Annotated in this window: 30 protein-coding genes and 3 pseudogenes; 25 read left to right on the top strand and 8 right to left on the bottom strand. The window is 58.2% G+C overall.

What is annotated here, in order from left to right; all coding sequences use genetic code 11:
- Positions 1–30 precede the first annotated feature (30 nt).
- Positions 31–1425 (top strand): annotated as a pseudogene (locus MOE34_RS24980) (Tn3 family transposase); the annotation flags it as partial.
- Here the strand turns inward: MOE34_RS24980 and MOE34_RS24975 are convergent.
- Entirely contained in the window at positions 1422–1862 is a 441-nt protein-coding gene (locus tag MOE34_RS24975; RefSeq protein WP_242225209.1) for a type IV secretory system conjugative DNA transfer family protein, read from the bottom strand. The pseudogene MOE34_RS24980 and the gene MOE34_RS24975 overlap by 4 nt on opposite strands.
- A 67-nt stretch (positions 1863–1929) precedes the next feature.
- Positions 1930–2271 carry a hypothetical protein gene (locus tag MOE34_RS24970; RefSeq protein WP_242225208.1) on the bottom strand — a complete coding sequence of 114 codons (342 nt, stop codon included), beginning with the start codon at positions 2269–2271 and terminating at the stop codon, positions 1930–1932.
- 141 nt (positions 2272–2412) lie between these two features.
- On the opposite strand from MOE34_RS24970, the gene MOE34_RS24965 reads away from it, so the two are divergent.
- Positions 2413–2703 carry a ribbon-helix-helix domain-containing protein gene (locus tag MOE34_RS24965; protein WP_242225206.1) on the top strand — a complete coding sequence of 97 codons (291 nt, stop codon included), beginning with the start codon at positions 2413–2415 and terminating at the stop codon, positions 2701–2703.
- Complete coding sequence (locus tag MOE34_RS24960) at positions 2690–3004, top strand: type II toxin-antitoxin system RelE/ParE family toxin (RefSeq protein WP_242225204.1); 315 nt, start codon at positions 2690–2692, stop codon at positions 3002–3004. Before MOE34_RS24965 ends, MOE34_RS24960 begins: the two co-directional genes overlap by 14 nt.
- A 44-nt stretch (positions 3005–3048) precedes the next feature.
- Here the strand turns inward: MOE34_RS24960 and MOE34_RS24955 are convergent, their stop codons facing one another.
- Positions 3049–3666 carry a hypothetical protein gene (locus MOE34_RS24955; RefSeq protein WP_242225203.1) on the bottom strand — a complete coding sequence of 206 codons (618 nt, stop codon included), beginning with the start codon at positions 3664–3666 and terminating at the stop codon, positions 3049–3051.
- Between MOE34_RS24955 and MOE34_RS24950 the strand changes: the two genes are divergently transcribed.
- From MOE34_RS24950 to MOE34_RS24940, 4 genes are all read left to right on the top strand, one after another.
- Positions 3656–4129, top strand: coding sequence for a hypothetical protein (locus tag MOE34_RS24950; protein ID WP_242225201.1), 474 nt, complete (start codon positions 3656–3658; stop codon positions 4127–4129). The genes MOE34_RS24955 and MOE34_RS24950 overlap by 11 nt on opposite strands.
- A gap of 95 nt (positions 4130–4224) precedes the next feature.
- Positions 4225–4350: a hypothetical protein gene (locus MOE34_RS25480; protein ID WP_277955673.1), complete on the top strand. Its 126-nt coding sequence runs from the start codon at positions 4225–4227 to the stop codon at positions 4348–4350.
- Positions 4351–4431: 81 nt separating this feature from the next.
- Positions 4432–4692 carry a type II toxin-antitoxin system ParD family antitoxin gene (locus MOE34_RS24945; RefSeq protein WP_242225199.1) on the top strand — a complete coding sequence of 87 codons (261 nt, stop codon included), beginning with the start codon at positions 4432–4434 and terminating at the stop codon, positions 4690–4692.
- Positions 4685–4975, top strand: coding sequence for a type II toxin-antitoxin system RelE/ParE family toxin (locus MOE34_RS24940; RefSeq protein ID WP_242225197.1), 291 nt, complete (start codon positions 4685–4687; stop codon positions 4973–4975). Before MOE34_RS24945 ends, MOE34_RS24940 begins: the two co-directional genes overlap by 8 nt.
- A gap of 18 nt (positions 4976–4993) precedes the next feature.
- Here the strand turns inward: MOE34_RS24940 and MOE34_RS24935 are convergent, their stop codons facing one another.
- Positions 4994–5335, bottom strand: a complete 342-nt coding sequence (locus MOE34_RS24935) for a thermonuclease family protein (protein ID WP_242225195.1) — start codon at positions 5333–5335, stop codon at positions 4994–4996.
- A gap of 536 nt (positions 5336–5871) precedes the next feature.
- On the opposite strand from MOE34_RS24935, the gene MOE34_RS24930 reads away from it, so the two are divergent.
- Both MOE34_RS24930 and MOE34_RS24925 read left to right on the top strand, forming a co-directional pair.
- Entirely contained in the window at positions 5872–7107 is a 1236-nt protein-coding gene (locus MOE34_RS24930) for a methyl-accepting chemotaxis protein (RefSeq protein ID WP_242225193.1), read from the top strand.
- A complete protein-coding gene (locus MOE34_RS24925) occupies positions 7104–7298 on the top strand; it encodes a hypothetical protein (protein WP_242225191.1) in 195 nt (64 codons plus the stop codon). Before MOE34_RS24930 ends, MOE34_RS24925 begins: the two co-directional genes overlap by 4 nt.
- Before the next feature lie 407 nt (positions 7299–7705).
- Here the strand turns inward: MOE34_RS24925 and MOE34_RS24920 are convergent, their stop codons facing one another.
- Positions 7706–8038: an ArsR/SmtB family transcription factor gene (locus MOE34_RS24920; RefSeq protein WP_242225189.1), complete on the bottom strand. Its 333-nt coding sequence runs from the start codon at positions 8036–8038 to the stop codon at positions 7706–7708.
- A 242-nt stretch (positions 8039–8280) separates the two neighbouring features.
- Here MOE34_RS24920 and MOE34_RS24915 point away from each other — a divergent pair, with 242 nt between their 5' ends.
- The 16 genes and pseudogenes from MOE34_RS24915 to MOE34_RS24840 form a co-directional block, all read left to right on the top strand.
- Positions 8281–8850 carry a recombinase family protein gene (locus tag MOE34_RS24915; RefSeq protein ID WP_242225237.1) on the top strand — a complete coding sequence of 190 codons (570 nt, stop codon included), beginning with the start codon at positions 8281–8283 and terminating at the stop codon, positions 8848–8850.
- Positions 8851–8888: 38 nt separating this feature from the next.
- Entirely contained in the window at positions 8889–9212 is a 324-nt protein-coding gene (locus tag MOE34_RS24910) for a hypothetical protein (protein ID WP_242225236.1), read from the top strand.
- Positions 9213–9214: 2 nt separating this feature from the next.
- The gene (locus MOE34_RS24905) at positions 9215–9460 is read left to right on the top strand and encodes a WGR domain-containing protein (RefSeq protein WP_242225235.1); all 246 of its coding nucleotides are present in this window, start codon (positions 9215–9217) and stop codon (positions 9458–9460) included.
- A gap of 113 nt (positions 9461–9573) precedes the next feature.
- A complete protein-coding gene (locus tag MOE34_RS24900) occupies positions 9574–10215 on the top strand; it encodes an AAA family ATPase (RefSeq protein ID WP_242225234.1) in 642 nt (213 codons plus the stop codon).
- Positions 10212–10496: a hypothetical protein gene (locus MOE34_RS24895; protein WP_242225233.1), complete on the top strand. Its 285-nt coding sequence runs from the start codon at positions 10212–10214 to the stop codon at positions 10494–10496. Before MOE34_RS24900 ends, MOE34_RS24895 begins: the two co-directional genes overlap by 4 nt.
- A 61-nt stretch (positions 10497–10557) precedes the next feature.
- On the top strand, positions 10558–11673 hold the full coding sequence (locus MOE34_RS24890; protein WP_242225232.1) for a replication protein RepA: 1116 nt from the start codon (positions 10558–10560) through the stop codon (positions 11671–11673).
- A gap of 799 nt (positions 11674–12472) precedes the next feature.
- Positions 12473–12655, top strand: a pseudogene (tnpB, locus tag MOE34_RS24885) (IS66 family insertion sequence element accessory protein TnpB); the annotation flags it as partial.
- Between the two features lie 220 nt (positions 12656–12875).
- Positions 12876–13685, top strand: coding sequence for a phosphonate ABC transporter ATP-binding protein (gene phnC / locus MOE34_RS24880; RefSeq protein ID WP_006473175.1), 810 nt, complete (start codon positions 12876–12878; stop codon positions 13683–13685).
- The gene (phnD, locus tag MOE34_RS24875; RefSeq protein WP_003501103.1) at positions 13682–14530 is read left to right on the top strand and encodes a phosphate/phosphite/phosphonate ABC transporter substrate-binding protein; all 849 of its coding nucleotides are present in this window, start codon (positions 13682–13684) and stop codon (positions 14528–14530) included. Before phnC ends, phnD begins: the two co-directional genes overlap by 4 nt.
- Positions 14531–14600: 70 nt before the next feature.
- Positions 14601–15407, top strand: coding sequence for a phosphonate ABC transporter, permease protein PhnE (gene phnE, locus MOE34_RS24870; protein ID WP_006473411.1), 807 nt, complete (start codon positions 14601–14603; stop codon positions 15405–15407).
- 13 nt (positions 15408–15420) lie between these two features.
- Positions 15421–16419, top strand: coding sequence for a phosphonate dehydrogenase (locus tag MOE34_RS24865; protein WP_003501101.1), 999 nt, complete (start codon positions 15421–15423; stop codon positions 16417–16419).
- A gap of 12 nt (positions 16420–16431) precedes the next feature.
- A complete protein-coding gene (locus MOE34_RS24860) occupies positions 16432–17352 on the top strand; it encodes a LysR family transcriptional regulator (protein WP_003501100.1) in 921 nt (306 codons plus the stop codon).
- Between the two features lie 346 nt (positions 17353–17698).
- A complete protein-coding gene (locus MOE34_RS24855; RefSeq protein ID WP_024710158.1) occupies positions 17699–18295 on the top strand; it encodes a recombinase family protein in 597 nt (198 codons plus the stop codon).
- The gene (locus MOE34_RS24850; RefSeq protein ID WP_003501095.1) at positions 18288–19940 is read left to right on the top strand and encodes an IS481 family transposase; all 1653 of its coding nucleotides are present in this window, start codon (positions 18288–18290) and stop codon (positions 19938–19940) included. Before MOE34_RS24855 ends, MOE34_RS24850 begins: the two co-directional genes overlap by 8 nt.
- Positions 19940–20917: an ExeA family protein gene (locus tag MOE34_RS24845; RefSeq protein ID WP_024710159.1), complete on the top strand. Its 978-nt coding sequence runs from the start codon at positions 19940–19942 to the stop codon at positions 20915–20917. Before MOE34_RS24850 ends, MOE34_RS24845 begins: the two co-directional genes overlap by 1 nt.
- 173 nt (positions 20918–21090) lie before the next feature.
- Positions 21091–21489 (top strand): annotated as a pseudogene (locus tag MOE34_RS24840) (DDE-type integrase/transposase/recombinase); the annotation flags it as partial.
- Between the two features lie 139 nt (positions 21490–21628).
- On the opposite strand, the gene MOE34_RS24835 reads toward MOE34_RS24840, so the two are convergent.
- From MOE34_RS24835 to MOE34_RS24825, 3 genes are all read right to left on the bottom strand, one after another.
- On the bottom strand, positions 21629–22765 hold the full coding sequence (locus tag MOE34_RS24835; protein WP_242225231.1) for a glycosyltransferase family 4 protein: 1137 nt from the start codon (positions 22763–22765) through the stop codon (positions 21629–21631).
- 271 nt (positions 22766–23036) lie between these two features.
- A complete protein-coding gene (locus tag MOE34_RS24830) occupies positions 23037–24323 on the bottom strand; it encodes an HlyD family type I secretion periplasmic adaptor subunit (protein ID WP_242225230.1) in 1287 nt (428 codons plus the stop codon).
- 29 nt (positions 24324–24352) lie between these two features.
- Positions 24353–26080 (bottom strand): type I secretion system permease/ATPase, encoded by a 1728-nt coding sequence (locus MOE34_RS24825; protein WP_242225229.1) that lies wholly within the window; start codon positions 26078–26080, stop codon positions 24353–24355.
- Positions 26081–26107: the final 27 nt, after the last annotated feature.

The raw sequence follows: 26107 nt of genomic DNA, 5'->3' as shown, positions 1-26107 counted from the left end.
GCTTTATTTTCCGTTTTCTGAGACGACCCCGCAAGGGCGGCGGCCGCCAACGCCATTCCGGATGCGGCTATTTCCGACAAGGGTTTGTCGGTCTCCCCGATCCGCGAGGAGGAGCGTGACGGGATCGTCGCGCTCAGCCGGCGTCTTTACATCCTCGTTCCCCGGATCAGGATCACCAGCCTGCTTGCCGAGGTCCACAGCTGGACCAGGTTCCTTGACAGCTTCACACACTATCGCACCGGCGAGACGGCGAACGACGAGCCGGCGCTGATGGCCGCTATCCTTGCCGACGCCACCAACGCCGGTGCTGAACGCATGGCGGAAAGCTCACGCGGCGTCACGATCCACCAGATGATGCTGATGGTAGATAGGCATCTGCGCTCGGAAACCTATGCTACGGCGACCGCCGTGCTGGTCGATGCGCAGCAGGCTCATCCCTTCGCCGCGGTCTGGGGCGACGGTCATATCTCCTCCTCGGACGGGCAGTTCTTTCCGGCAGGCGGGCGCGGTGAAGCCAGCCTCGAATACAATGCAAAATACGGCAAAAGACCAGGTGCTTCGGTCTATGGCTTCCTGTCCAATCGTTTCGCCTCCTTCTTCTCCCGGATGATCCAGGCGTCCGAGAGCGAAGCGCCCTACGTGCTCGACGGCCTCCTTCACAACGAAAGCTCCGTCGAAATCCATGAGCATGCAACCGATACCGCCGGCGCGACCGAAACGACATTCGCTATGTTCCATGGCTTCGGCTATAGGCTCATTCCTCGTATCCGCAATCTCGGCAATCGCAGGCTCTTCGTCATCGATCCCGACGCGGCGTACGAGCCGCTCGGGGCGCTGATCTCGGGAGCCGTCAACATGGATGTCATCGAGCAGCACTGGGATGAGGTCTTGCGGCTGAAGTCATCGATTGGCGCGGGCCTCGTGCCGCCGTCCGTCATCCTCAAGAAGCTTGCCGCATCGCCTCGGCAAAATCGGCTCAATCAGGCGCTACGCGAAATGGGCCGGATTGAACGCTCGATCTTCATCTGCGACTGGTTGCTCGACACCAAGCTCCGGCGCAGATCGCATGCCATCCTCAACAAGGGTGAAAGCCGTCACGCCCTTGCCCGGGCGGTCTTCCTCCACCAGCTTGGCGAGCTGCGCAACCGCGTGGCGGAAACCATGGCCTATCGGGCGTCAGGTCTCAACCTCGTCGTCAACGCCATTATCCTGTGGAACACCGTCTATCTCAGCCGCGCTGTCGATTATGTCCGCACCCAGGGCATCGATATTCCCGCCGAGCTGCTCTCCCAAGTCGCACCACTTCCCTGGGCTCATATCGCACTCACCGGCGACTATCTCTGGAACGAAATTGACCGACCCCTCGAACGCTTCAGGCCGATCCGCGCTAACCGTTTCAATCCAAACAACTTCGCTTTCCCTTAGCGGGTATTATTGCAGAAATGCCCACGGAGCCCCATCCACACCTTGCCGAAGCGGGCGCGCTGGCGGCGGGTGATGGCGTAGTTCTCGCCCTTGGGGTCGGTGACGACCATCGAGCCGCGATAGGTCAAGAGGGAGGGGATGACCACGCCAAGCCCCTTGCCCGCGCCCATGGCGGCGAACACCATCACCATGCCGTCAGACGAAAACCGCAGCAGGCGGCCGAAGGCCCCGCGACCGAGGAGAACACCTTCGCCACGGACAGCGCCATGCCACCATTGTTCCCAGCGGTGCGCCCAGCGCGCCGAGCCGTGGGCCTTGCGGCGGTTGCGGCTTGCCCTGACCAGCCGCAACGGAAGGGTCAGGACGAAACGCACCAGCCACACCGCGCTGTAGAGCGCGGTGGAAAGTAGCCAGAAAAAGCCGTTGAGAACATCCATGGTGGTGAGTGTCCGTCAGCCGCGCGCGCGAGGCAAACCCTCTGCCCGCGCGGCTGGCAGGAAAGCGTCAGCGGAACGCGCGGAACAGACTGCGGGCCACGAGACCGAGGCCCACCTTGGCCCCCGCCGCCGCGCCGGAAAGCGCGGCCTGCCCGACTGTCTGCACCTCCGGCGGCAGGGGGCAATCGCGCCCGTTCTTGACGCGGTAGGCGTAGAGCGCATCCTTTGTCCACTCGACCACGTCCACGGGGTTGGACGAGTGAACGCCCTTCACATAGCAGACAATCATGTCGCGGATGGGTTCGGGGATGAGGTCGGAGCGCCCGGCCCGCGCGGCTGCGGTGTAGCGCGAAATGAAAAGCCCGTGAAACTGCTCGGCGTAGGCTGCTGCGCGGCGGTCAATGGCCATGGTATCCCCCAAAGATTGAGCAGCCCAAGATTGCGTTTTTTGGGAAGGATGCAAGAGGGGCGCGCGGCGCATCCATGAAAATGCTGGTGTCAGGTCGGATTTTATCCTACCTTATAAGGAGCCAATGAAAGGAACCTGACCATGAACAACGCCGAGAAAGTCAGCGTCACTATGGCGCGAGAACAAATGCAGGCCCTCCGCGAAAGCGTGGAATCCGGCGAATTTGCCACCACCAGCGAGGCCATGCGCGATGCCGTGCGGGTCTGGCAACGTCAGCGTGTCGAGGACGTTGAGCGTCTTGAGGCCATGCGCGCCCGTATCCGCCGCTCTATCAACGACCCACGGCCAAGCCTATCCGCCGACGAGGCTGAGGCTGAGCTGGCCCGCTTCATGGAAAGTGAAGCCAAGGGCTTACCTGATGCAGCGCATTAAGGTCGAGTACCGGCCGGAAGCCATTGCAGATCTGAAAGGCATTTACCGCACAGTCGCCTTAGCCAGTCAAAGCCACCGTGTCGCTGCGGAGTTTGTCGGCCGGATAACGGCGCGATGCCGCAAGATTGGGAATGCGCCACATGGCGGTCGGCCTCGTGACGACTTGGTAGAAGGTTTGCGAACCGTGCCGTTTGAGCGCAGCGCCGTCATTGCTTATCGGGTCGAAAAGGCCGTTGAAATCCTGAATGTCTTTTATGGTGGCCGTGATTATGAGGCTGTTTATCGTGATGGCGGAGAATAGGCTTTTCATCTGAGTGGTAGAGGCCACGCCCGACAACACGCCATTTACGACGGGGTGCCCGTGGTGAGCCGTTGCGGCGCTTCCCCATCCTTGCGGAACCAGAGTGCACCATCCGGCGGCGGCAGATTGCGTCGTTCCTCACTAAAAAACTCCCCTTCATCGACGGCAGCGACAGGCGGCAGGTCGAGGGATATGGCACGGCCATGCCGTGCCTCATCGAGGGGCGGCGCGACCGTGAACGGCTCGCCGTCATGATGCGCGGCGCGGTAAAGGACATAGTCGAGGCGGTCGAGCAGGTCATCGCAGGCCGGATGCTCCTGCATCAGGTGGCTGCCGGTGGTGACGTAGATGCGGTGGTCAGGCCGAGTGAGCACCGTCGCTGGAGGCGGCAGGGCGGAGGCCATGGGCGGTTTGGGCGGCGGCATGGGGGTCGGTTGCGCGTGCATCTGGTCGAGATGCACATGGACATGCACGGCAGGCGCGGCGCTTGCCGGTGCGGGGGCCGGAGCCTGATAAACCGGGCGCGGCTCTTGCTGCGGCGCGCCTTGGTGTGCTCTTTTGCGGACGTGGCCGGTGAGCTTTTCGAGGAGGAAGGCCACCGCGCCGATGACGGCAAGGGTCAGTTTCGTGGCGAGCCAGAGAACGAACTTAATGACATCCATTTATGAAACCTACGCCGCCAAGATATGCCGTCATGTGGAGTTGCCGCCGGGCACTTACGACAGCCAGAAGCTGAACAGTTACATCATGGCTTTGCCACTGGGGGAAGCCCATGCGGCGCTGGACAAGGTGGAGCTGGAACACCTGCCCCGGCTGGGGGATACCCTCAGCCTCAACGACCACATGCAGGTGCATTTTTTCAGCCTGCTTTTAAACCCGGCCCGCGACTTGTGGGAGTTCACCAAGCCGTTGCTCATCAAACGGCAGCATCTGGAGCGGCTGGAGGGCTGGCGGGACTGGCGGACGTTGTCGGTCTATCTGCGCCAGCAAGACTTGGAACCGGCGGCGGTGTTCCGCAACACGCCGATTCCGGTCAAGGCCGGGCCGTTCGAGACGGTGGACTACTATGCCGCTGATATTCGCGTGGTGCTGGGGCGGAGCACGCCGTTTGTGTGGACAGGGTGAGAAACGCCTGCAATATTGGTGGGTAATTCAACCTAGGCGTGATTCACAGCCGTATCGTACCGCCATATTCAACAAAGTCAGTTTGCAGTTTCCCGATGGCAATCAATTCTCTTCAAACCATTCTTGAATCCTACCGGGATAACGCCCGTACCCAGCGCGACAAAGGCAGCCTTGAAACCATACGCATCGTGCGCGCCTTGCCCCGGCTGGATATTGCGTAGGGGGTGTGCCGAGGGCTGGCTAACAATATTTGTTAGTTCTTGTGAGGCGTGCTATAAGCTGAAGAAATGAAAGCTACGAACATGAAAACCCTCACCGTATCCCTGACGCCGCACCAAGCGGCTATGATGCAAGGTGCCGTCGAAACCGGCGGCTATGCGTCTAACAGCGAAATCGTCCGCGATGCGTTACGCTTGTGGGAGCAGCGCGAGGAAATGCGCCAGATGGAGCTGGCCCGCCTCAAGAAAGCCTATGACGAGGGCATGGCGAGCGGGGCAGGCCGCGAGGTCACGGCGGATGCCCTGCTGGCGGAACTGAAAGCTGAAACCCGCTCCCGTGGCTAAGTATATTCTCAGCCCTCGCGCCGAGGAGGATTTGCGGGACATATGGCGTGCCATCGCTCCCGATAACGAGCGGGCCGCCGATGCCCTGCTCCGGCGCATTCTGGACAAGGCCGAACTTGCAGCGGGTCAACCCATGATGGGGTCGCCGCGCCCCGAATTAAGCGCCACGGCGCGCATTCTCATCGAAGGCCGCTATATCGCCATTTACGAGCCGATGCCTTACGGCATATTCGTAGTCGCCGTTGTCTACGGCCCGCGCGACACCGAAAATTGGTTAGGTTAGAGCAGAGGCGGTAATTACCTAACAATCCTTCTGCATCTTGAGCTTGCCGCGCTGGCGGGCATCCGCGCGCCAGAGCTTGCGCCGTGCCTCCGGCGTCTCAAGATGCCTGTATTTGCCGCCTGAAAACTTAGGCCAGTCGAGCGCCATGCCAGCGCGCACCATCTCGGCCGCCAAATCGCGCCCATCGGGGAGAGAGCATTCCGCCACGACGCGGTCATAGGAGAGTTCCGGCCGGATGCGGGCCGTCACCGTCTGTCCCTTGCAGAGCTGCACCATCGCCCATTTCGCCTGCTTACCATAAGGGTGGTCGAGTTCGGGCGCGTCGATTCCGGCCAGCCGGATATGGGTGTTGTCAATCACGATGGTGTCGCCATCGACGACCCAGCACCGGCCCCGCAGAACCGTGGGTGCCGGAGGCGAGGACGTCGGGGCGCGGGATGGGGCCGGAGTCGTGATGACAACGAACGGCTCGTGTTGTCGTGGCCGGGACGGCCTGCGCTTTCCGACAAACAACCGGATGAGAATCCGTAACAGCCCCATGCACCTACCCTATGGATTATCCCTGTGCGGGACACTGGCACATCCCTAGGGCTTTCCGCAATTTGCCGTTGAATGGATGGTTTCTTTTTTCGGAAGGCGTTGCAAAAATCAGGACTTTTGGGACAGGCCGGAAACCGTCAGCAAAGCACCGCAAAACTACGCTCGCCTGCGTATTTCTTAAGCATCAATGTAGCATTGTCATTGCTATGGTGTGATAATACTAAGAAATATCTAATGTCCAACAAGTCCTGATTATTGGAATACAGCACATCCTAGATTAACAAGCATAAAAACAACAAGAAACCACGAACATGCAGCTCCTATCACAGCTCTTCAAACGCGGAAATGATGCCATCATGGCGGCCCTTGACCGCTCGCAGGCCGTTATTCACTTCAAGCCGGACGGCACAATCCTCTGGGCCAACGATAATTTTTGCAAAACGCTCGGCTATAGCCTGAACGAAATCGTCGGCAAACACCACAGCCTGTTCGTGGAACCCGACTACGCCGCGAGCCAGGACTACAAGGACTTTTGGAACGAATTGCGCTCCGGCCAGTTCCAGAGCGCCCAGTACAAGCGCATCGGCAAAGGCGGCCGCGCGGTCTACATCGAGGCCAGCTACAATCCGGTTCACGATGCACGCGGCAAAACGGTGAAGGTGGTCAAACTCGCCACCGATATCACCGTGAAGACCCTCAAGATGAAGGAAGCGCTCGACCGTTCGCAGGCCGTGATTTCCTTCACGCTCGACGGTACCATTCTGGAGGCAAACGACAATTTCCTCAACGCCATGGGTTACACGCTGGCGGAGGTTAAGGGTCAGCAGCACCGCATGTTCGTCGAACCGGCCTATGCACAAAGCCCCGCTTATCGGGAGTTTTGGGCTGCGCTGAACCGTGGTGAGTTTCAGGCGGGTGAGTTTCTGCGCCTCGGCAAGGGCGGCAAGGAGGTCTGGATACAGGCCAGCTACAACCCGATTTTCGGGAATGACGGCGCACCCTACATGGTGACGAAGTACGCGACCGACATCACCGCGCAGAAGGTGTTGGCGCGCCAGACCTCCGAGGTGGCGTCTTCCGTGGCCGCCGCGACCCATGAAATGACCGGCTCGATTCAGGACATCGCCCGCAGCATGGCGATGACCCGCGACAGCGTGCAGATGGTATCGAGTGAGACCTTGGCCGCTTCGCAGTTCATCGACCAGATGGCGGAAGCCGCCCAGAGCATGGGGGCGGTCGTGACCCTCATCGACGCGATTTCAAGTCAGATTAACCTCCTGTCGCTGAATGCCGCCATCGAGGCGGCGCGGGCCGGTGACGCAGGGCGCGGCTTCTCGGTCGTGGCGGACGAGGTGAAGAAACTCGCCAACCAGACCAGCCAATCAACCGAGAAAATCGTGGCGGAGATTGGCGGGATGCAGAAAATCTCGCACAACGTGTCCGACACGCTCCTGCGTATCAAGAATCTGGTGGAAGGCGTGATGGAAAGCGCCAATACGGTGGCCGCCGCGACCGAAGAGCAGTCCGCCGTCACCAACGACATCGCCAATAACGTGACGATGGTCAGCGAACTGGTGAATGGCCGCCGATGAGCGATATGAGCGTTTTCCTTAGCGCCATGGAGCGGCACGCCGACAGCATGGATAATTTGCGGCTATACCTCATGCAAATCAGCCAGATGATGGGGCAGATTGCCATTCAAACCCAGAACCTCGGGGCCGTCGTCAGCTCGATGGACGAGCGGATCGCCAAACTTGAAGCGAGATGCGAGGTCGGACATTAGGAATGGATGGGGTTTGCAGCTACCACCCACGACCCAGCCAGCAATTCTTATGGGTTTCGTCAATTCATATAATAATACAATAATATAACCAATTTTATCGGATACACTTCAAGCGGTATTGTAAGGGAACGCCGCATTGCATATTAGGCCTCCCCAATTTAGGGGGCATCAATGCAAGTCGTCCTTACGCATGTATCTCCCATCGACCGCCGAGAACGAATCTATGCGGGATGGGTCGCGTTCATCGACGCCACGCACATCACCATCATTAATGATGGTGAACATAAAGCTTTTAGAGCCTCCGAGCTAACTTCGATAATAACGATTGCCTCGGGGGAAGAGGCTTCCTTGGACAGCATCAGAGCGCACTTTAACATAGATAAGTAATTTATGGTGCTTTGCGCGTCCTACGGCTTGCTATCCAGCTTGCCTGAGCTGTCTGGAATGTTTCGTGTGATAGTATTGAACAGGAACATCAAGAACGCATCCCATTCCGGCCCCGCTATCTCGTAGCGCACAGACCTGCCTTCACGTCGCATGGCGACGATGCTCCGCGCACGCAGGACGGCGAGATGTTTCAGGATCGTTGTTTCCGACACACCCAGTCCATGCGCCAGCATGCCCACCGGGTACCTGCCTTGGTGGAGCATGAACAGGATTTCGAGTCGGCTTGGATGGGCGAACGCGCGCAGCGCGTCCGCTTGCCACTCGATTGCTGCGGGTCTGTCCGGTGATGCCATCGAATAGTTGACCCTGCCGAAAGAAAGAAGCCCCCATGAGGGGGCTTGAAAACACACCTCACACACGGGGAGGAATGGTGGAGGTGCCTTCCACGAGAAAGCATACTGGCACTGCCGGTTGAATGTGCGGCAAAAGCCGCGCAGTTGCAACCCTCAATGCGCGTGGAGGTTTTGCGTAAATCAAGACTTTTGGGAAGTTTCCTTGCCCCTTTGCCAGCAAGGGGTTACGATTCCCAGAAGATATGACCGAAATCCGCCCCCCTTCCCGCCTTGGTTACGCCCGCGTCAGCACCGTGGGGCAGACCCTTGAGGCCCAGCTCGAACAGCTTGCCGCCGCAGGCTGTGCCACCATCTTCCGTGAAAAGGTCAGCGGCGCGCAGGCCAACCGCAAGGAACTGACCCGCCTGCTGAAGGCGCTCGAACGCGGCGACGTGCTGGTGGTGACACGGATTGACCGGCTGGCCCGCTCGACCTTTGAATTGTTCGCCATCATCAAGCAGGTGGTGGATGCCGGTGGGCAGTTCTTGTCCCTCGCCGAGCCGTGGGCGGATACCTCCACCAGTACCGGCCGGATGATGATTGCGGTGTTGGGCGGGTTAGCAGACGTAGAGCGCGACCTGATACGCACCCGTACCAGCGAGGGCCGTTCCCGTGCCAAGGAGCGCGGGCAGCACATGGGCAGGCCCGCCAAGCTTACCCCGCACCAGAAGCGTGAAATCCGTGACCGCAAGGCCAACGGTGAGGACGTCAGCGACCTCGCCCGTTCCTACGGGGTCGGCAGGTCGAGCATCTACAGGGCGCTGGGCGGCTAAAGGGATGGAACAAGATGCACGATGAGACTACCGACCTCATGAACACGCTGACGTTCACACTGGGCGTCATCGCCAGCAGCGAAGGACATCACCGGCAACGTCTTATGGACACCTACGGGGAGGCGAAGGCCCTTGCCGCTGGTATCGAGCTGGAAAGCGGCTCCGCCCGTCCGCGCATCGTCGCATGCCTTGAGCGGTTCAGGGCATGCAAGGCGGCCGAGGATGTAACCGCCGCCGCATGGGTACTGGTCGCCATTCAGGAGCGTATCGCCGAACGTGACCTGACTGGATGGCAAACCCTCAAAATAGTGGCGGACAAGGCCGCCTCCCTCCTCCGGCCATCAAGGAAGCAGATGCATTAATAATGGCGCCGCGCGTCTATCTCACACGCGAAGATGCAGGCCGGAACATGGCCCGTTATTACCTGATGGACGTGCAGACCACCTTGTTCGGCGAATGGTCGCTGGTGCGCGAATGGGGGCGCATCGACCGCGCCGGACAAGTACGAATCGTGGTCTTCCCGACCGAAGCCGCCGCCCTCAAGGCCATGGAAACCATTGAAATTGCCAAAGTTCGTAAGGGCTACAACATTAAAACGTCACAGCATTAAAATGCTACAGCGCTACAGCATTATGGTGTAAAAGCGCCACAACGCTCTAGCATCATTATGCAGTAGCGTAGCAGCATGGTAGCGCTCAAGCGTCGTGATGTTATGATGCCGCCATGCGAATCATTACCCTTGTTACCCAGAAAGGCGGAACGGGCAAAACCACCATTGCCACGTCGCTAGCAGTCGCCGCCCATGACGCGGGCGAGAAAGTTCTCGCCCTCGACCTCGACCCCCAAGGCTCACTCAACGCATGGGGCAATCTCCGCGAGGCAGATTTACCCCATGTCGAGCAGGTTCCCGCAAACATCGTCGCCGACCTGCCCAAGCTGTTGGAGGGCGTGAAGGCGCAAGGGTTTACCCTGACCATCCTCGACACCGCAGGTGCCGACAACCCGACCACCCACCTTGCCATGCAGGCGGCCGACCTCTGCCTTGTGCCGCTCCGGCCGACGAGCATCGACGGTAATGCCGTCATGCCGACCACACAGGCCTTGCAGCGCCTTGGCAAACCGTTCGCGTTCGTCCTGTCGCAATGCTCGACCATCCCGCGCAACTCGCGCGCCGCCGAAATGGCCGCAGGGCTACGCACCCTTGGCGTTTTGGCCGAACCCTTCATCTGCCAGCGCGCCGACTACCAAGACGCTTATGCAGCAGGGCAGGGGGTCACGGAACGAGACCCCAACGGCAAAGCCGCGCAGGAAATGCGCGACCTCTGGCAATGGGCAAATAAACGCATGAAAGGAAAATCCGCATGAGCAAGGCACCCCGCCCGTCCGTGCTAGGCAATCTTACCGCCACCGTCGCTCCGGCCGATGGCGCCGAGGTGAAGGAAGCCCAGACCCCCGCCAAGAACGAAGGCGATATGTTTCGCACCAGCGTCTACATTCCGCGTGCGGTAGCCGCCAAGCTGCATGAAATCGCCTTCCACGAAGGCCGCAAGAAGTTCAACGACCTCCTGATTGAAGGCATCGACGCCGTACTGACCAAGCGCGGATACTCGACTACCGCCGAAATCAGGGAAAGCAGCAAAGCGTGATAACGCTGCAATGCTATAGCGCTGTAGCACTACAGCGCCTTACAGAGGAGGGGAGGGCGGCATGACCGAACAGACCAAGCCAGCCCCTTCGCTTATCCGTGACGCCGACCTGAAACAGGAGCTAGTGCGCCACCAGCGGCGCAACTTGGCACCCAGAATGTACGAGCTTGAGGTTCAGCTCCTTATCGAGGAGCAAGCCAAACGCGACGATGCCAAGGCCATACGTTCGGCCGAGCTGGAGGCCATGTCACGCGGGGCGCGCCGTCGCGCGAAAAGCAAGGACGCCCTTGAAGTCGGCGGCCAGCGCGAAGACCTCCGACATATTCACAGCGTTTTGGCGCTCTGTGGCCTGCCTTACAGCCGCCAACCCATCGAGGAGCGCGAATATCGCAGCAAGCAGGGTAACATGCGCCTTATCGTCAATGCGGGCGAGCTGTTGTCACCCGAAGGCGAGTTCGTCAAACAGCCCTTGCCCTACGGCTCGCGGGCGCGCCTGTTGTTGCTCCACCTGTGCAGCGAAGCTATCCGCCAGCAATCCCCGACCATCAATATTGACGACAGCCTGACCGCTTTCATCAAGAAGATGGGCTTTGATGCCAACGGAGGCCCACGCGGCAACCTGACCGCGTTCAAGCAGCAGGTGAACGCGCTCGCCGCCTGCAAAATGACTATCGGCACCTTTGACGAGAGGGGCGGGCGCGCGAAGACCGTCAACACCGCACCATTCGCCTCGCTTGATGTCTGGTTCCCCACCAATCCCGACCAGCAAATGCTGTGGCCTAGCACAATCACGTTCAGCCGCGAGTTTTACGATACCCTTGCCAAACATGCCTTGCCGGTCAACGTCCATGCCATTCGGGCATTCTCGGATTCCCCCCGCAAAATCGACATTTACTATTGGCTTAGCCACCGCAGCTACAGCCTGACCGAACCGATTGCGATTAGCTGGGCATCCCTCAAGGAGCAGTTCGGCGAAGGGCATTTCGTGACCTCGGGGAAGACGGGGGGCTACACCCGTGACCGCGATTTCCGCGCCAAGTTCAAAGAGGAGCTGGCCCATATTTGCGAGGTGTTTCCCAAGCTCCCCGTCAGCGTGACGGAAACCGGAATCCGGCTGAAACCAGCCGATTCGGACGTACTGTCAATACCAGCCAAGCGTTCCACGAAAAAAGCGTGAAACCATAAGGATTTAGCTACGCTGAATCGGTCGCGCCCTGCATGGGTTTTCACCCTATAGGATTCAATGGCTTATAGGGTGGGTCACGCTGAATCGGTCGCGGGGTCACGCTGAATCGGTCGCGCTTAGGCATCAAATTACGCTGAATCGGTCGCGCCTCTTACGCTGAATCGGTCGCGCTTTTACGCTGAATCGGTCGCGCCTATATATAGAACTGAACATTACGGAACACTGCGGAACACTTTTTCTAAACATCAAACTGAATCTTCAGAAAAAGGCTTCTCTCATTTTTTGAAAGAAAAAAGAGGGGGTAAAACGGAGAACGCCACCGCCCGAAGACGGTGGCATCCTAACCCTTTACGGTCATCGGCTTCCCAGCCTGTACCGTGGTGACATTGAATCACAGCATCGGTCTTCTGCCAAGCACCGCAAACAGGGCGCCCCACAGCAGGCCGTAGAACGCCCTCAGAAGCGTTTTGCTGGTCAAGATGGAGGTCGGATAGTCCAGCCACTAAAACCCCTCCTAACTGTAGCGGCTTGCCAACATAAGCGCCTCTGCTCGCAAACATCGGCATTTTCTGCTCGAATTATCTGACAATGGAGCGGGCGTCGTGCTCACGCTCTTTGCCAATGTGCTCGCAAACATCCGGGTCTGCTTGCAAACATCCGCCACGTGCTCAGATTAATTGCCAGCGACGGCATGGTCAAACCGGGACGCCTGCCTGTCGTAGTTGCTCGGTCAGCTGACGGGAATATTCGGGATCAAGGGTGCCCGCCAGGAAGGCGCGGATATACGGACATGCGCTGTGGCTTTCCCTCCTTGGCGCTTCGGGTGCAGGAGGTTCTGCAGCATGATCCGTTGTCAGGGCATCTCTTCGTCTTCAGGGGCCGCAGATCGGATATTTTGAAGATCATCTGGCATGATGGTCTGGGCGCCTGCCTTTTTACCCGGCGGCTGGAGAAGGGCCGGTTTATCTGGCCGAATATGGGATAGCATCCGTCAAGGTGGTGTAGAATTGGGACCGGGCCGTCATGATCAGGCGGCTCTGGGTGAAATTTCTCCATCGCAGCTACGCGAGGAGGTAGAGCTGAGTTTAAGTGCTGTCATTGAAGTTTCACGAGCCTGATAAACGGACGTCATATGTCGCCCATAGTGATGCAAATATTCAATCGATGCACCACTAACGATCAGGATTATTGTGATGCTGGCTCTGAACGGAGTTGCCGTGACCTATGCCAACGGCACCCAAGCTTTGAAGACAACGACATTGACGTTCAACCAGGGTCAGTTCGTCGTGCTCCTCGGTAGATCCGGCGCAGGCAAATCTACCCTCATCCGGACACTCAACGGCTTGGTTGCGCCGACGTCTGGTTCGATCACTTCTAACGATATTGGTGCTCTGGATGCGGAAACTAAGCTTCGCATTCACCGAAGGCGAACTGGGATGATATTCCAGCAGCACCAACTCATAGGGCGCTTGAGCGCGCTCGACAACGTCATGACGGGCCGCCTGGGCTACCACTCTGGCTGGCGTACGTTGTTCCCTATGCCGCGTTCGGATCGAAGGCTGGGGTTGGAATGCCTTGAACGCGTAGGCCTTCTTGATAAGGCTCTCGTCAGGGCGGATCAACTATCCGGCGGTCAGCAGCAACGGGTGGGCATTGCGCGCGCGCTGGTCCAGAAGCCCCAACTGGTCCTTGCAGATGAGCCCGTTGCAAGTCTGGACCCTGAAACGGCTGTCGAGGTCCTGTCGCAGCTTCGCGAAATATGCACAGCCGACGGCATCACTGCTGTGATCAGCCTTCATCAGATCGATCTAGCTCGCCGGTTCGGCGACCGGGTCATTGCTATGCGCGACGGGGAAGTGGTTGCGGACGCCGCTGTCGACGAACTGACCGATCAAATGTGTGCGTCGATCTACCGCAGCGCCCCAAGAAATCCGACCACAACACAAGATTTGTCCAACTACGAGTATGATCAACCTTTAGCTGCCATGGAGGCCGCATTATGAAGAAGCTTCTGTCCCTCGCATTCCTCGCCGTTCTTGGCTGGAGTTCGTTGGCGCATGCTGGCTCAAATCCAGAGACATTGCGCGTCGCGTTGCTACCGGACGAGAACGCCGCCACTGTCATCAAAAACAATCGTCCTCTCGAGGAGTATCTTGAGAAGACACTCGGTCGGGAGATTGAACTGATCGTAACGACCGACTACTCGTCAATGATCGAAGCGATGCGTTTCGGCCGGCTTGAGTTGGCTTATTTCGGGCCGCTCTCTTACACGCTCGCGAAAACCAAGGCTGATATCGAGCCTTTCGCAGCACTTATGAAGGATGGCGAAACTACCTATCGCGCTGTAGTTGTCGCCAATGCAGAGGCTGGCATCGAAAGCCTTGAAGATGCAAAAGGGAAAAAGGTCGCGTTTGGGGACGTGGCTTCCACCTCAAGCCACCTTATCCCGAAATCTATGCTGCTTAAGGCCGGAGTTGAGGCTGGAAAAGACTATAGCGAGAACTTCGTAGGGTCGCATGATGCCGTGGCTATTGCAGTGCAGAATGGCAATGCTCAGATTGGCGGACTTTCGTTGCCCATCTACAATTCAATGGTCGCTCGTGGCACCATTGATCCTAAGAAAGTTATCGCCCTCGCCGAGTCCGATCCGTTCCCGCAGTACCCCTGGACCATGCGGTCGGATCTTGACACTTCGTTGAAAGAGGCGATCACCAAAGCCTTCATCGACCTTAAAGACGAAAAGGTATTGGCATCCTTCAAAGCCGATGGGTTCGCTCCGATCGATGACAAAGCCTACGACGTCGTCCGTGAGCTCGGTAAAGTGCTGAACTTGGACCTGAGTCAGTAAGGCGCGTTCGAGACAGTTTCTCACCTTTCGACGCAGGCGCTGGCCTGCGTCCTTTCTTCCAGGATATGTGATGACACAGCCGTCGGCCGACTACGACTCTATCCTTCAACATCAAAACAAAGCTTGGACCAGAGCTGGCGTGATCGCGTTGGCAATTGCGTGTGTGATCATTGTTAGCAGTTATCACTCCGGTCTTCTTGATCTGGAGCGTCTGGGATCTGGGTTTCCTGCGCTCTGGCAGCTCGGTACGGAAATGTTTCCCCCGGATTTCAACCGAGGCTTGGAGTGGATCAGCCCTCTCATCGACACTCTGGCGATGAGTATAGCTGGGACTGCGATCGCGGTACTGATATCACTTCCAGTTGGCTTTTTCGCCTCAGGGAAAACAGCACCCAACGCTGTCATCTATATGATCTCGCGTGGATTGTTGAATGGTCTACGGTCGATCCCGGAGCTGATTATGGGCATCGTCTTCGTGGCGGCAGTGGGATTTGGAGCGCTCCCAGGCGTGCTGGCTCTTGGTCTTCACTCGGTTGGCATGGTGGGCAAGTTCTTTGCGGAGGCGATCGAGCATTGCGATAATGCGCCTATAGAAGCCGCACGCGCAGCTGGTGCGTCGCCGTTCCAGATCGTGACGCGGGCGATCTTGCCACAAGTTCTACCGCAATTGGCCGATGTGACCATCTATCGGTGGGAGTACAACTTCCGCGCCTCGACAATCCTGGGCACTGTGGGAGCTGGTGGTATCGGTTTCGAGTTGATGACATCCCTCCGGATCATGAATTATCAGGAGGTTCTTGCGATCATGCTCGTTGTCCTTCTGATGGTCACCATCGTTGACCAGGTCGGCGCTCTCCTCCGCCGCCAGCTGCAATAGAAGGATAAATTAAATGCTCCCAAAGGTAGTAATCACCCATCGCGTCCACGAGGAGATTATCTCAAAGCTATCTCCCCACGCTCGTTTAGTTTGCAACGATACTGATGATACATGGCCCCGCGAGAAACTGCTCGCAGAATTGAGCGACGCCAAGGCGATGATGGCGTTCATGCCGGACATGATCGACGCGTCTGTACTCGCGCACGCTCCCGATCTTCAACTTGTGGCATGTGCGCTGAAAGGCTTCGATAACTTCGACATCGAAGCCTGCACGCAGCGTGGAGTCCACGTCACGATAGTGTCCGATCTTCTCACTGACCCGACAGCCGAACTTACAATCGGTCTGATGATTGCTCTTGGGCGGCACATTCTGCCAGGCGACAAGAGCGTCAGGAGGGATTACAAAGGTTGGCGCCCTCGGTTTTACGGCCTTGGGCTGCAGGGCACAGCAATCGGCATTTTAGGGATGGGAGCGATCGGAAAAGCTATAGCACAGCGCCTAAGTACCTTCGGCGCCATTGTGTCGTACTGGGATCGTCAATCCCTGGACAAAGCCGATGAGATCAGACTGAACGTAAAGCCTCTTGAATTTGACCAGTTGATCTCGTCGTCTACCTTTCTTGTGTGTGCACTCCCGCTTTCGGCCGAAACGAAGCATCTCCTCGGCGCTGAACAACTCGCCAAAATGCCCAAAGGAGCACTTCTTATTAATCCTGCACGCGGAAGCGTGGTTGATGAAGAGGCTGTTGTCGCTGCATTGCAGGCGGGGCGCTTGGGAGGCTACGCCGCTGATGTTTATGAGATGGAGGACTGGGCCAGACCCGACCGGCCTGACAAGGTCCACGGGGGTCTCCTCAATCGCGAACATGATTCGATCTTGACACCCCACATAGGCTCAGCAGTGGCGAAGTCGCGTTTGGCTATCGAGCACGAGGCTGCTGACAACATTATAGATTTTGTCCAAGGCCGAAGACCTCGTGCGGCAATTAACGAGGTTCAACTAATTCCTTGATTAGAGAAAGTAATGTTTAGCCTTTCGCATGTCGCAGCATTCATAGAGGTAATCGAAACTGGCAGCTTTCACGAGGCGTCGCGACGGCTTCAGATATCCCAACCGACTGTCTCACATAATGTGAAACGATTGGAGGATATACTAGGGGTGCGGCTGGTCGAGAGGAGGAAGGACAAGTGTGTGCCGACTCGGCAAGGGCTCGTATTCTTGCCATTCGCACGCAGCCTTTTGACCGTCACGAAGAGATCTCTGGACCGCCTGCACAGCGGCCGGATTACGTTGGGTGCCAGTACTAACATCGGTACCTATATTTTGCCAGTCCACTTGAAGCGTTTACAGGATGCTCAAGGCCGGCCACCTGAGGTGGCCGTTGCCTCAAATCCTGAAATCATCGAAAAGCTCTTGAGGAAGGAGATTGATCTAGCCTTTACCGAATGGTGGGACGATCGAAAAGGATATCAAGCCCGCCTTTGGCGGAAGGAAAAGCTGGTAATAATCGTATCCCCACAGCATAATTGGAGGACGCGAAAAACAATTGAAGCGGCAGAGTTATTTCAAGAGTCCCTCATTGGCGGAGAACGTGGAACCGGTACCGGATCCGTGCTCCGCGAGGCCTTCGGCCAAGCGGCAGAGCAATTCCCAATCTCATTCAATGTCGGGAGCACTGAGGCTGTGAAGCATGCAGTTCGAGCTGGTCTCGGCATTTCGATCGTGATGAGGAGCACTGTCCTCGATGAGCTCGCGTCGGGTAGGCTTTATGAGGTTTCTGTTGAGAATGTGGTTCTCGAAAAGTCTGTGTGGGCTGTACATCCCGTACATATGGAGGATGGTTCACCGGAAGCAATCGCGCTTAAGGTTATACTCGATGCGAGCGCCCCTCTGGGTGACCTAGAGCACGTCCACATTACTCGGGGTCATATCCGCAAGATTTGAAGTAGTTGGCGCATTCCTGCGGCTCGAACATGGTAACGGCCTGGCCGACCGCATCCTTTGGTATCGCCGCCTCAATTCCCGGAGTATCCCATACAAGGGGGACAAGATCGGGGACCGCCCGATTTTCGATGCGTAAGGTTCCCTGCTCCATGTCGCGAATATTCGGCCGTCAGACACATAGTTGGTTTCCATGGATCGTTTGTCATAAACGAGGGTTTTTGAGCATGCCATAGCGCATGCCGTCACGCCCCTTGAATGGCGCGATGGAATCTTCTCAAAACTGTTATAGAAACGGTTGTCGCAAAATGCTATGTGTCCAACGACTTTCAAGAACATTTGGATGGCTATGCGGGTCGGGTACGCCAGGGTCAGCACGATCGATCAAAATCCGGAGCTTCAGCTTGAGGCGCTGAGACGCGCCGGTTGCGAGAAGGTGTTTACCGAGCGCGGGTCAGGCGCTCGCGATGACCGCCCGGAATTGGGCCGAATTCTCTCCGACGTGCTTCGCACTGGTGACACGCTCGTTGTCTGGAAACTCGATCGGTTGGCGCGATCGCTAAAGAAGCTCATCGCGACGGCGGAAGAGTTGGAGCGCGCGAAGATCGGGCTCGTGTCCTTGACCGAGAGCATTGATACGACGACGCCGGGCGGCATGCTGACCTTCCATGTCTTCGGTGCGATCGCCCAGTTCGAACGTGCTCTGATCCGCGAACGCACGACGGCTGGACTGGTCGAGGCGCGGCAACGTGGCCGCAAGGGTGGCCGCCCGCCCGCGATGCGCCCGGGCGATATTGCCGCGGCGCGCGCCCTGATGAAGGAAGGCAGCATACCGGTACGCAATATTGCGCAGCGCATGGGGGTTTCTGTTGCAACCCTCTATCGTCATATCGGCAAGAAGGGTGGCTCTCCCAAAACAGTGGAATCCGAGGACGTCCATGGCTGAGCGGAGAAAGCGGCCGCCCGGAGAGGCTCTTGTCGATCTTCGACGCCGATTGTCGCTGCTTTCTCCCCGTGATCCAGGCCGTACCGAGATTGTTGCTCGTGCCGCCGATGCCTACGGCATCTCGATCTGGACCCTGTATCGGGCGCTGCGGGAGTTGAACCGCCCGAAATCCGTACGGCGCGCCGATCACGGAACCTCCCGGATCGCCCCGCAGCCGGAGATGGAAACCTATGCCGAAATCATCGCGGCCCTGAAGATCAGAACGGCGAACCGGAAGGGGCGGCATATCTCCACGGCGCGCGCCATCAAGCTGCTTGAGGAAGACGGCGTGGTGACGCCCGATGGCCTGGTCCGTGCACCGCCCGGCATCTTGAAACGCGCAACGGTCGATCGGCTGCTGCGTGTTTCCGGCCTGGATTATGCGCGCGTCACCCGCCCGGTGGCTGCCGTCCGATTCCAGGCGCGGCGTTCCAACGAACTCTGGCACTTCGACATGAGCCCGTCCGACCTGAAGCAGGTGGAAGCGCCGCTTTGGGTCGAGGAAGGGCGCGGCCGGCCGACGCTGATGCTGTTCTCCGTGGTCGATGATCGCTCCGGCGCGAGCTATCAGGAATACCGCTCCGTCTACGGCGAGGACGCGGAGTCCGCCTTGCGCTTTCTCTACAATGCCTTCGCCGCCAAGCCTGAACCGGAACTGCCGCTTCAGGGGATTCCAACGACCATCCATATGGATAACGGGCCGGTGAGCCGCTCGCGCGTTTTCCAGTCCGTCATGGGTAGCCTTGGTGTCCGGGTTCTCACGCATATGCCCCCGTCGGACAGCGAGCGGCGCACGCCGGCGCGAGCGAAAGGCAAGGTCGAGCGGCCGTTTCGCACGATCAAGGAAGTGCACGAGACCCTCTATCATTTCCACAAGCCGAAGGACGAAGAGGAAGCCAACCTTTGGCTCAGGCGCGCCTTGGTCACCTACAATAACGGCGACCATCGCACAGAGTCTCATGCACGCATCGAGGATTGGCTGCGGCATCTTCCTCCTGACGGGGTGCGGGCGATGTGCTCCTGGGAGCGGTTCTGCGCCTTTGCGCGCGAACCGGAACGACGGACGGTTGCTGGAGACGCGACCGTATCGGTCGAAGGCGCATCCTATGAGGTCGAGCCCGAACTTGCCGGCGAAACGGTGACCTTGCTCTGGGGCCTGTTCGATCAGGAACTGTTCGTCGAGCATGAGGGCAAGCGCTTCGGTCCATTCCAACCTTCGCGCGGGGCGGTTCCCCTCTTTCGCTATCGCAAATACCAGAAGAGCAAGCTCGAAGAGCGGCTCGACAAGGTGGTGCGCCTGGCAGACCAACTTGGGCTCCCCCGCGCCGCGGTCACCGGCGGGGATCGTCCATTGCCTTCGCTGCCCCCGACCACGGCTGGGCTGAGTGTACGGCGGACACCGTTTCCGGAACCCGCAATAGAGACCGCTTATCCAAATGGCCTCGCAGCCCGTGGGGCCATCGCCGACCAGCTCGGCCGGCCGATCGGCGCGATGAATGCCGGTGACCGCGCCTTCATCAATGAACTGCTTGGAGAAACACTCGACAAAAAGATGATCGCGGCCCGTATCCGCGAACGCTTCCAGGCGCGAAGAAAGGAAGAATGATGCTCGCTGACGTTCAATCCAGTTACGGCCTCGACCGGCCTTTCCAAGGGGCCGGCAACTTTGAGACCGAGCATCAGCGCACGATCATCCGCGAGGTGTGTGCGGCCGTCCAGACCGGTCGGCTTGTCGTGGTCTCCGGCCTGGTCGGTTCGGGGAAAACCCACCTTTTGCGCCGCATCGAGGCCGAACTCACCAAAGCCGGCAAGGTCGCACTCGCCAAATCGCTGGCGGTCGACAAGCGGCGCACTTCGCTGCCATCGCTCATTGAAGCCCTGTTCTACGACTTGTCTCCCGGCGATCGTGCGCAGGTCAAGATCCCCAAGCAGGCCGAGCGCCGGGAGCGCGACCTGCGCGACATCATGAAAAAAGGCAAACGGCCGATCGTCCTCGTGGTCGACGAGGCCCATGACCTGCACCACAAGACCTTAACCGGCCTGAAGCGACTGATGGAGGTGGTCGCCGACGCCGGCGTGCTCCTTTCCGTACTTCTTGTCGGGCATCCCCGGTTGCGCAATGATCTGCGCCGGCCGCAAATGGAGGAGATTGGCTACCGCACGACCATTTTTGACTACGAGGGGATCGGCTCCGCGCGCCGCGACTATGTTGCCTGGCTGCTTGGCGCCTGTGCGGCCGAAGGCGTAAAGGTTGGCGAACTCCTCGAGGAAGAAGCCATCGACCTCATCGCCGAACGTTTGCGCACGCCGCTTCAGATCGAGATGCATCTCACCCTCGCATTCGAGCAGGGCTTTCGCCTCGGCGCCAAGCCGGTTACCGCCGAAATCGTCGAGCAGGTCCTGTCCCGCGCCATCGACGATCTCGAACCGACGTTGACCCGAAATGGTTACGATGCGACGGCTCTGGTCACGCACCTCAATGCTCGGCCGTCGGATATCCGCGCCTTCCTGGCGGGCACCCTTGATCCCGAATATTCCCGTCAGCTGACCGAGCAACTACGACAGGCAGGCGTCCCGGTTTGACCATGCCGTCGCTGGCAATTAATCTGAGCACGTGGGGGATGTTTGCAAGCAGACCCGGATGTTTGCGAGCACATTGGCAAAGAGCGTGAGCACGACGCCCGCTCCATTGTCAGATAATTCGAGCAGAAAATGCCGATGTTTGCGAGCAGAGGCGCTTATGTTGGCAAGCCGCTACAGCTAAGCGCGATCTCGACGCCGCCCAACGGTTCTTCCGCAAGATGCTTAAAGATGACCCCTTGTTGTCACCGAACAGAATAGGGACGGACGGGGCCAACACCTTCCCGTCAACGATCAAGACGGCCGTCGGCGACGGGCTTCTACATCCGGATCCAGTTCATTATGTTACCAAGCACCTCCAGCAGGGCATCGAAAGCGACCATTTCCGAGTAAAGAAGAACATGCCGAAGATCGGCGGCTTCCAATCGTTCAATACAGCGCGGCGAACCATCGCCGGTTTCGAGGCGATGCTGTGGTTGAGGAAAGGCTTCGGCTTTTCCGGAGGCTGGACCGTGAACGATCAGAATGATCTGCTTGCGCGCCTCTTCGGACTGCAAAAAGTTAACAAAGCCTGAAAATCAGCTCCGAAATGGGGTCCTCTGACCTAGCTAAAAGTTTGCAACACGCCCCGATGAAGTCTCCATGGCCGATCCTAGCTACCCGCTCGTAGATCAACCGGCCCCCGAACGTGAAGCCGCACCTTGTCGACAAAGCTCAGCTGACCAGATTTGCTGTGCCTTGATCTCCGCCAATGGCTCGATAAAGCTCCACGTACGCTCCGACCATTCTTTGCGCGGTAAACATCGCCTCATAGCGAGCACGAGCTGCTTGCCCGAACCTCTCGGCCTCATGCCGGTTGCTCCAAAGTCTCTGCAGGGCCTGAGCTAGCTTTTCTGGATCCGCCGGAGGGATCGTCAAACCGGTCACTCCACCCAGGTTAACAAAACTGGTGCCTGTGCCGATCTCGCATGAGATCATTGGCTTACCGGCCATTGCAGCCTCAACCAAGGAGAGCCCAAAAGCTTCCGATCGTAGGTGAGACGGAAAAACCAGTGCCCGACAAAGTGAAAGGAGCGCTGTCTTATCCTGATCTGGAAGAGCTCCTAACAGATAGACGTTCGAAAGCCTTTCCTTCTCCACCCGTTGCCTGAGTTCTCTCTCCAAGCCACCTCCGCCCACAATGACGACCGCTAGATTGGTCTTTGCCGCTGCATCGAGCAGGAAGCGGATTCCCTTGTAATAGCGCAGCACACCGACAAACATAAAGAAGCCTTCGGGAAGCTGGTTGCTCCAATAGCTCATTCGTTCTGGATCAGGTGCGGGATAATCATTCTCGTCCAGACCCAGCGGGATGACGTCGACCTTTTGTCGGTAACGGGTGAGGACCGCGCTTGATGCCAGGTAGTTTGGCGATGTCGCCACAACCCGATCCGCACCGCGCAAGAAGTGATGCATGAGCGGGCTGTAGAGACGCAGCAAGCCCTTCTGTTTCACAATGTCCGAATGATAGGTCACGACCACTGGCTTGCCGTGCGGCGTGACGAGATTGACCACATCCATAAACGGCCAGGGAAAATGAAAATGAACTACATCCGCACGTGAGCTTAGCTCCCTGAATTTGCCAAACACGTCGTGGGAGAAGGCGGTGGAAGCGAGCTCAAAGTCCTGCTTTACCTGGAAAATGCGGTGACCATCAAACTCCAGATACTCTGGCGCTGGCTTCGGGCTGAGCGCTAAGACATCGGCTTCTATCCCATAGGAGCGGCAACCTTTAGCAAGTGCGTGGATGGTACGTTCAACACCCCCAAATGTGTCTGGCCAATAAGTCTTGAAGAAATGCAGCACCCGCATGAAACGTGTCCGAATGGTTTGTTTCTCGGAAGAGCCGAGATCGGGGCTCGATTGTAAGGAATTCAGGCGCGCGAACTTTGCCCGCCTTATCATTCTAGCCGCCCGCCAAGCTAGGTGGGGCGCCTTAGCCGGTTCGCGATGCGCTCCCGCCGAGGCTTCTCCACCTGCGATCTTATGATCTCGACACATTATGTAGTGCCCTGCACAACATTAAACGTCCACGATCTATGACCGATGAACTCGTGGCGGATCGATATCCGGTTCCTTATGTCTACTCTTCTCGCATGCTCTTGCGGATAGCATCCGTCAGCGGCGAGATTAGATAATCCATCACAGTCCGCTCCCCGGTCGAGATGATCACGTCGGCCGGCATGCCAGCTGTCAGACGTTCTTCGATCTCATCGGGAACCATACCCTTACTCACATTGATGCGCGCGAGATAATAGGGAGGTTGCCGCTGATCCGAGGGCACGATGGTACCCTTGGATACGCTATCCACTTCACCTGTAACAATAGGCATGAAGCGGCTCGCGAACGCGGAGAACTTGACCTCCGCAACCAAACCGGGATGAACGCTATCGATATCGATCGGCGCCACGTGGGCATTGATGACCATTCGATCTTCGACCGGGACGATCTCTACCACCACGTCGCCAGGGCGAATGACGCCACCCGTCGTGTGGAAGCGCAGGTTTTGTGCAAAGCCATCAACGGGGCTGCGGATTTCCGTTCGCGCAAGGACGTTCTCGGCAACCTTTATATGCTCAATGAGCTCCTTTATCTGCCCACTGACCTCTTTATACTCAGAATTCGCCCGCTCCTTGAATTCCTGCTGCGTCTGGATGATCTGGTACTCGGTCTCGCCGATCGTCTTCTCGACCTTGGCTTTCTCCGTGTCCATGCGAGCGACATTGGCTTTGACTTCGACGTATTCTTCCTCATAGGTCGAGAACACGTTGGCTTGAACGACACCGTTCTCTAGACCGGGCCGTAGCCGATCGAGCCGCTCCTGCAGAATCTCGACGCGCCTCTGATAGGCCTCCTTTTGAACCTCTAGCCCCTCATACTCTTTGTGAAGCTGTTCAATCCTGGTTTGCAGGATGTCGTTCTGCGACTTCAGAATAGAGATTCTGTCCTGGAAAATTTCCTGCTGGTCCGCGATTGCCGCTTTGACTTCCGGGGTCGCATCCTTTTCCAGCTTTTCAGGAAGCTTTAAGGTCTCCTCCATCCGTCTTTCCGCGAGCAGACGCGCCTCCATGGCCTGCGCAATATGCAGGCGGATCGTGTAAACGCGCAGATTGGAGCGCGCCTGCACGTCGTTCAGTCGCATCAGGATATCGCCAGCCTTGACCGATTGCCCCTCGGAAACGAGGATCTCCTCGATGATCCCACCTTCCAGGTGCTGGATTTCCTTCCGGTTGGACGCAACATCAATGGTTCCCGGAGCGATCACACCACTGTCCAGACGAGCGGTCGCAGCCCATCCGCCGACCACGCCAAAGGTGAGAAGGATCACGGTATAGCCCGCGACAACGAATGGCTTGGGATTGGATTTCATAGACGTGACGCCTCGTTACTTACTGTGGTTCACGCGCGCTGAGATGCAATTTGCTGCGTTGCTTTAGCTGCGACGGCCGGCTTCGCCGGATCATTGGCGGCTGGCTTCAGCATTTCCTGCGGCGTCGTAAATGCCTGCAGAGCACCATCGCGCATCAGCAGAACGCGGTCGCTGATCGCCAGGAGATTGGTCTTGTGGGTTACCAGAATGACGGTGACGCCATTCGCCTTCATCGCCTTGACCGCCGCAAGCAGTGCCGTCTCACCGTCGCTGTCGAGATTGGAGTTCGGCTCGTCGAGGATGACCACCTTTGGCGAGCCATAGATTGCTCGGGCTAGGCCCACACGCTGCCTCTGACCGCCCGAAAGCTGCTGGCCATTGTCGCCGACCTGCGTCTCGTAGCCGCTCGGAAGGCGAAGGATCATGTCGTGAACGCCGGCCATGATGGCAGCCTTCACCACGGCCTCGGATTCGCCACTGGTGAACCTCGAGATATTCTCGGCGATGGTGCCGGCAAACAGGCGAACCTCCTGGGGGAGATAGCCGAGATGCTGCCCTAACTGCTCCGCGTTCCAGTGGCTGATGTCGGCGCCATCGATCCGCACGGTTCCAGAGGCTGCTGGCCAGACCCCCGCGATATGCCGAATAAGACTAGACTTGCCAGAGCCGGAAGGACCAATCACCGCCAGAGTTTCACCGGGGTTCAGCACAAAATTGATCCCCTTGAGGAAGGGCATCTTCGTCCCTGGCGCAAAAGAGGTAAGCTTCTCCACCGCAATATGGCCACGCGGCGCCGGAAGTTCGGTCCGTTGCTCGTCTCCGGGGACGGTTGTAAACAGGTTCTTGAGGCGCTCATGGGCCTGGCGGGCTGCCACGAACTGTTTCCACTGTGCCACCCCCTGTTCAACAGGCTGCAAGGCGCGGCCCATCATGATCGATGCTGCGATCATGATGCCAGGGGAAATCTCCTGCTGGATAGCGAGATAGGCCCCCACTCCGAGTATGGAGGACTGAAGCGCCATCCGGAAGAACTTCTGGAAGGTCATGATGGCGCCGGCCTTGTCGCTGGCGCCGGCTTGTGCATCAAGCATCTTGCCATGCCGCTCAAGCCAACGCTCGCCCAGCGCCCGTTCCATACCCATGGACCGTATGACCTCGGCGTTCTGAAGAACGGCCCCCGCAAACTGCGAGGCTCCCTGCGCTGCCGTGTTGGCATCCTTCAGCTGCTGGCGCGTAACATAATCGTTGAGCACCGCGAGTGCGAAGATGACGATGGCGCCGCCAAGGGCGAGATAGCCAAGCCAGGTGTGGAACAGGAAGCAGACAAAGATGAAGAGGGGCGTCCAGGGGGCATCAAAGAAGGTGATGATCCCGGTGCCGGTGAGGAATTCGCGGATCTTGTTGCCGTCAGAGATCACATACTCCGCACCACCATTCGGGTTGGCCAGACGCATCTTTACGGCGCGGCTGAAGATGGAGGCGGAAAGAACCTCGTCGAACTGCATCCCGGCCCGTACCAGCATCCGGGAACGAATGAACTCCAGCGTGCCATAGACCATCATCAGGAACAGCGCGATCAACGAGATCATCAGCAGGGTCGTCTCGTTTCGCGTTCCCAGAACGCGGTCGTAGATCTGCAGCATGTAGAGCGGTGCTACGAACAGCAGGCAATTGATGGCGAAGCTGAAGACGAAGGTGGTGAAGACGATAGCTCGGAACCTGGCATAAGCGGCGGCAAGAGGAGTCGTCGTGGCCATATGTTGTCCGATACTGATATGTTCTGG

It is taken from the genome of Shinella zoogloeoides (assembly GCF_022682305.1).
Classification (GTDB): domain Bacteria; phylum Pseudomonadota; class Alphaproteobacteria; order Rhizobiales; family Rhizobiaceae; genus Shinella; species Shinella zoogloeoides_B.
Note: the sequence above shows the minus strand (reverse complement) of the source record. Positions and strands in the feature narration are given on the sequence as shown.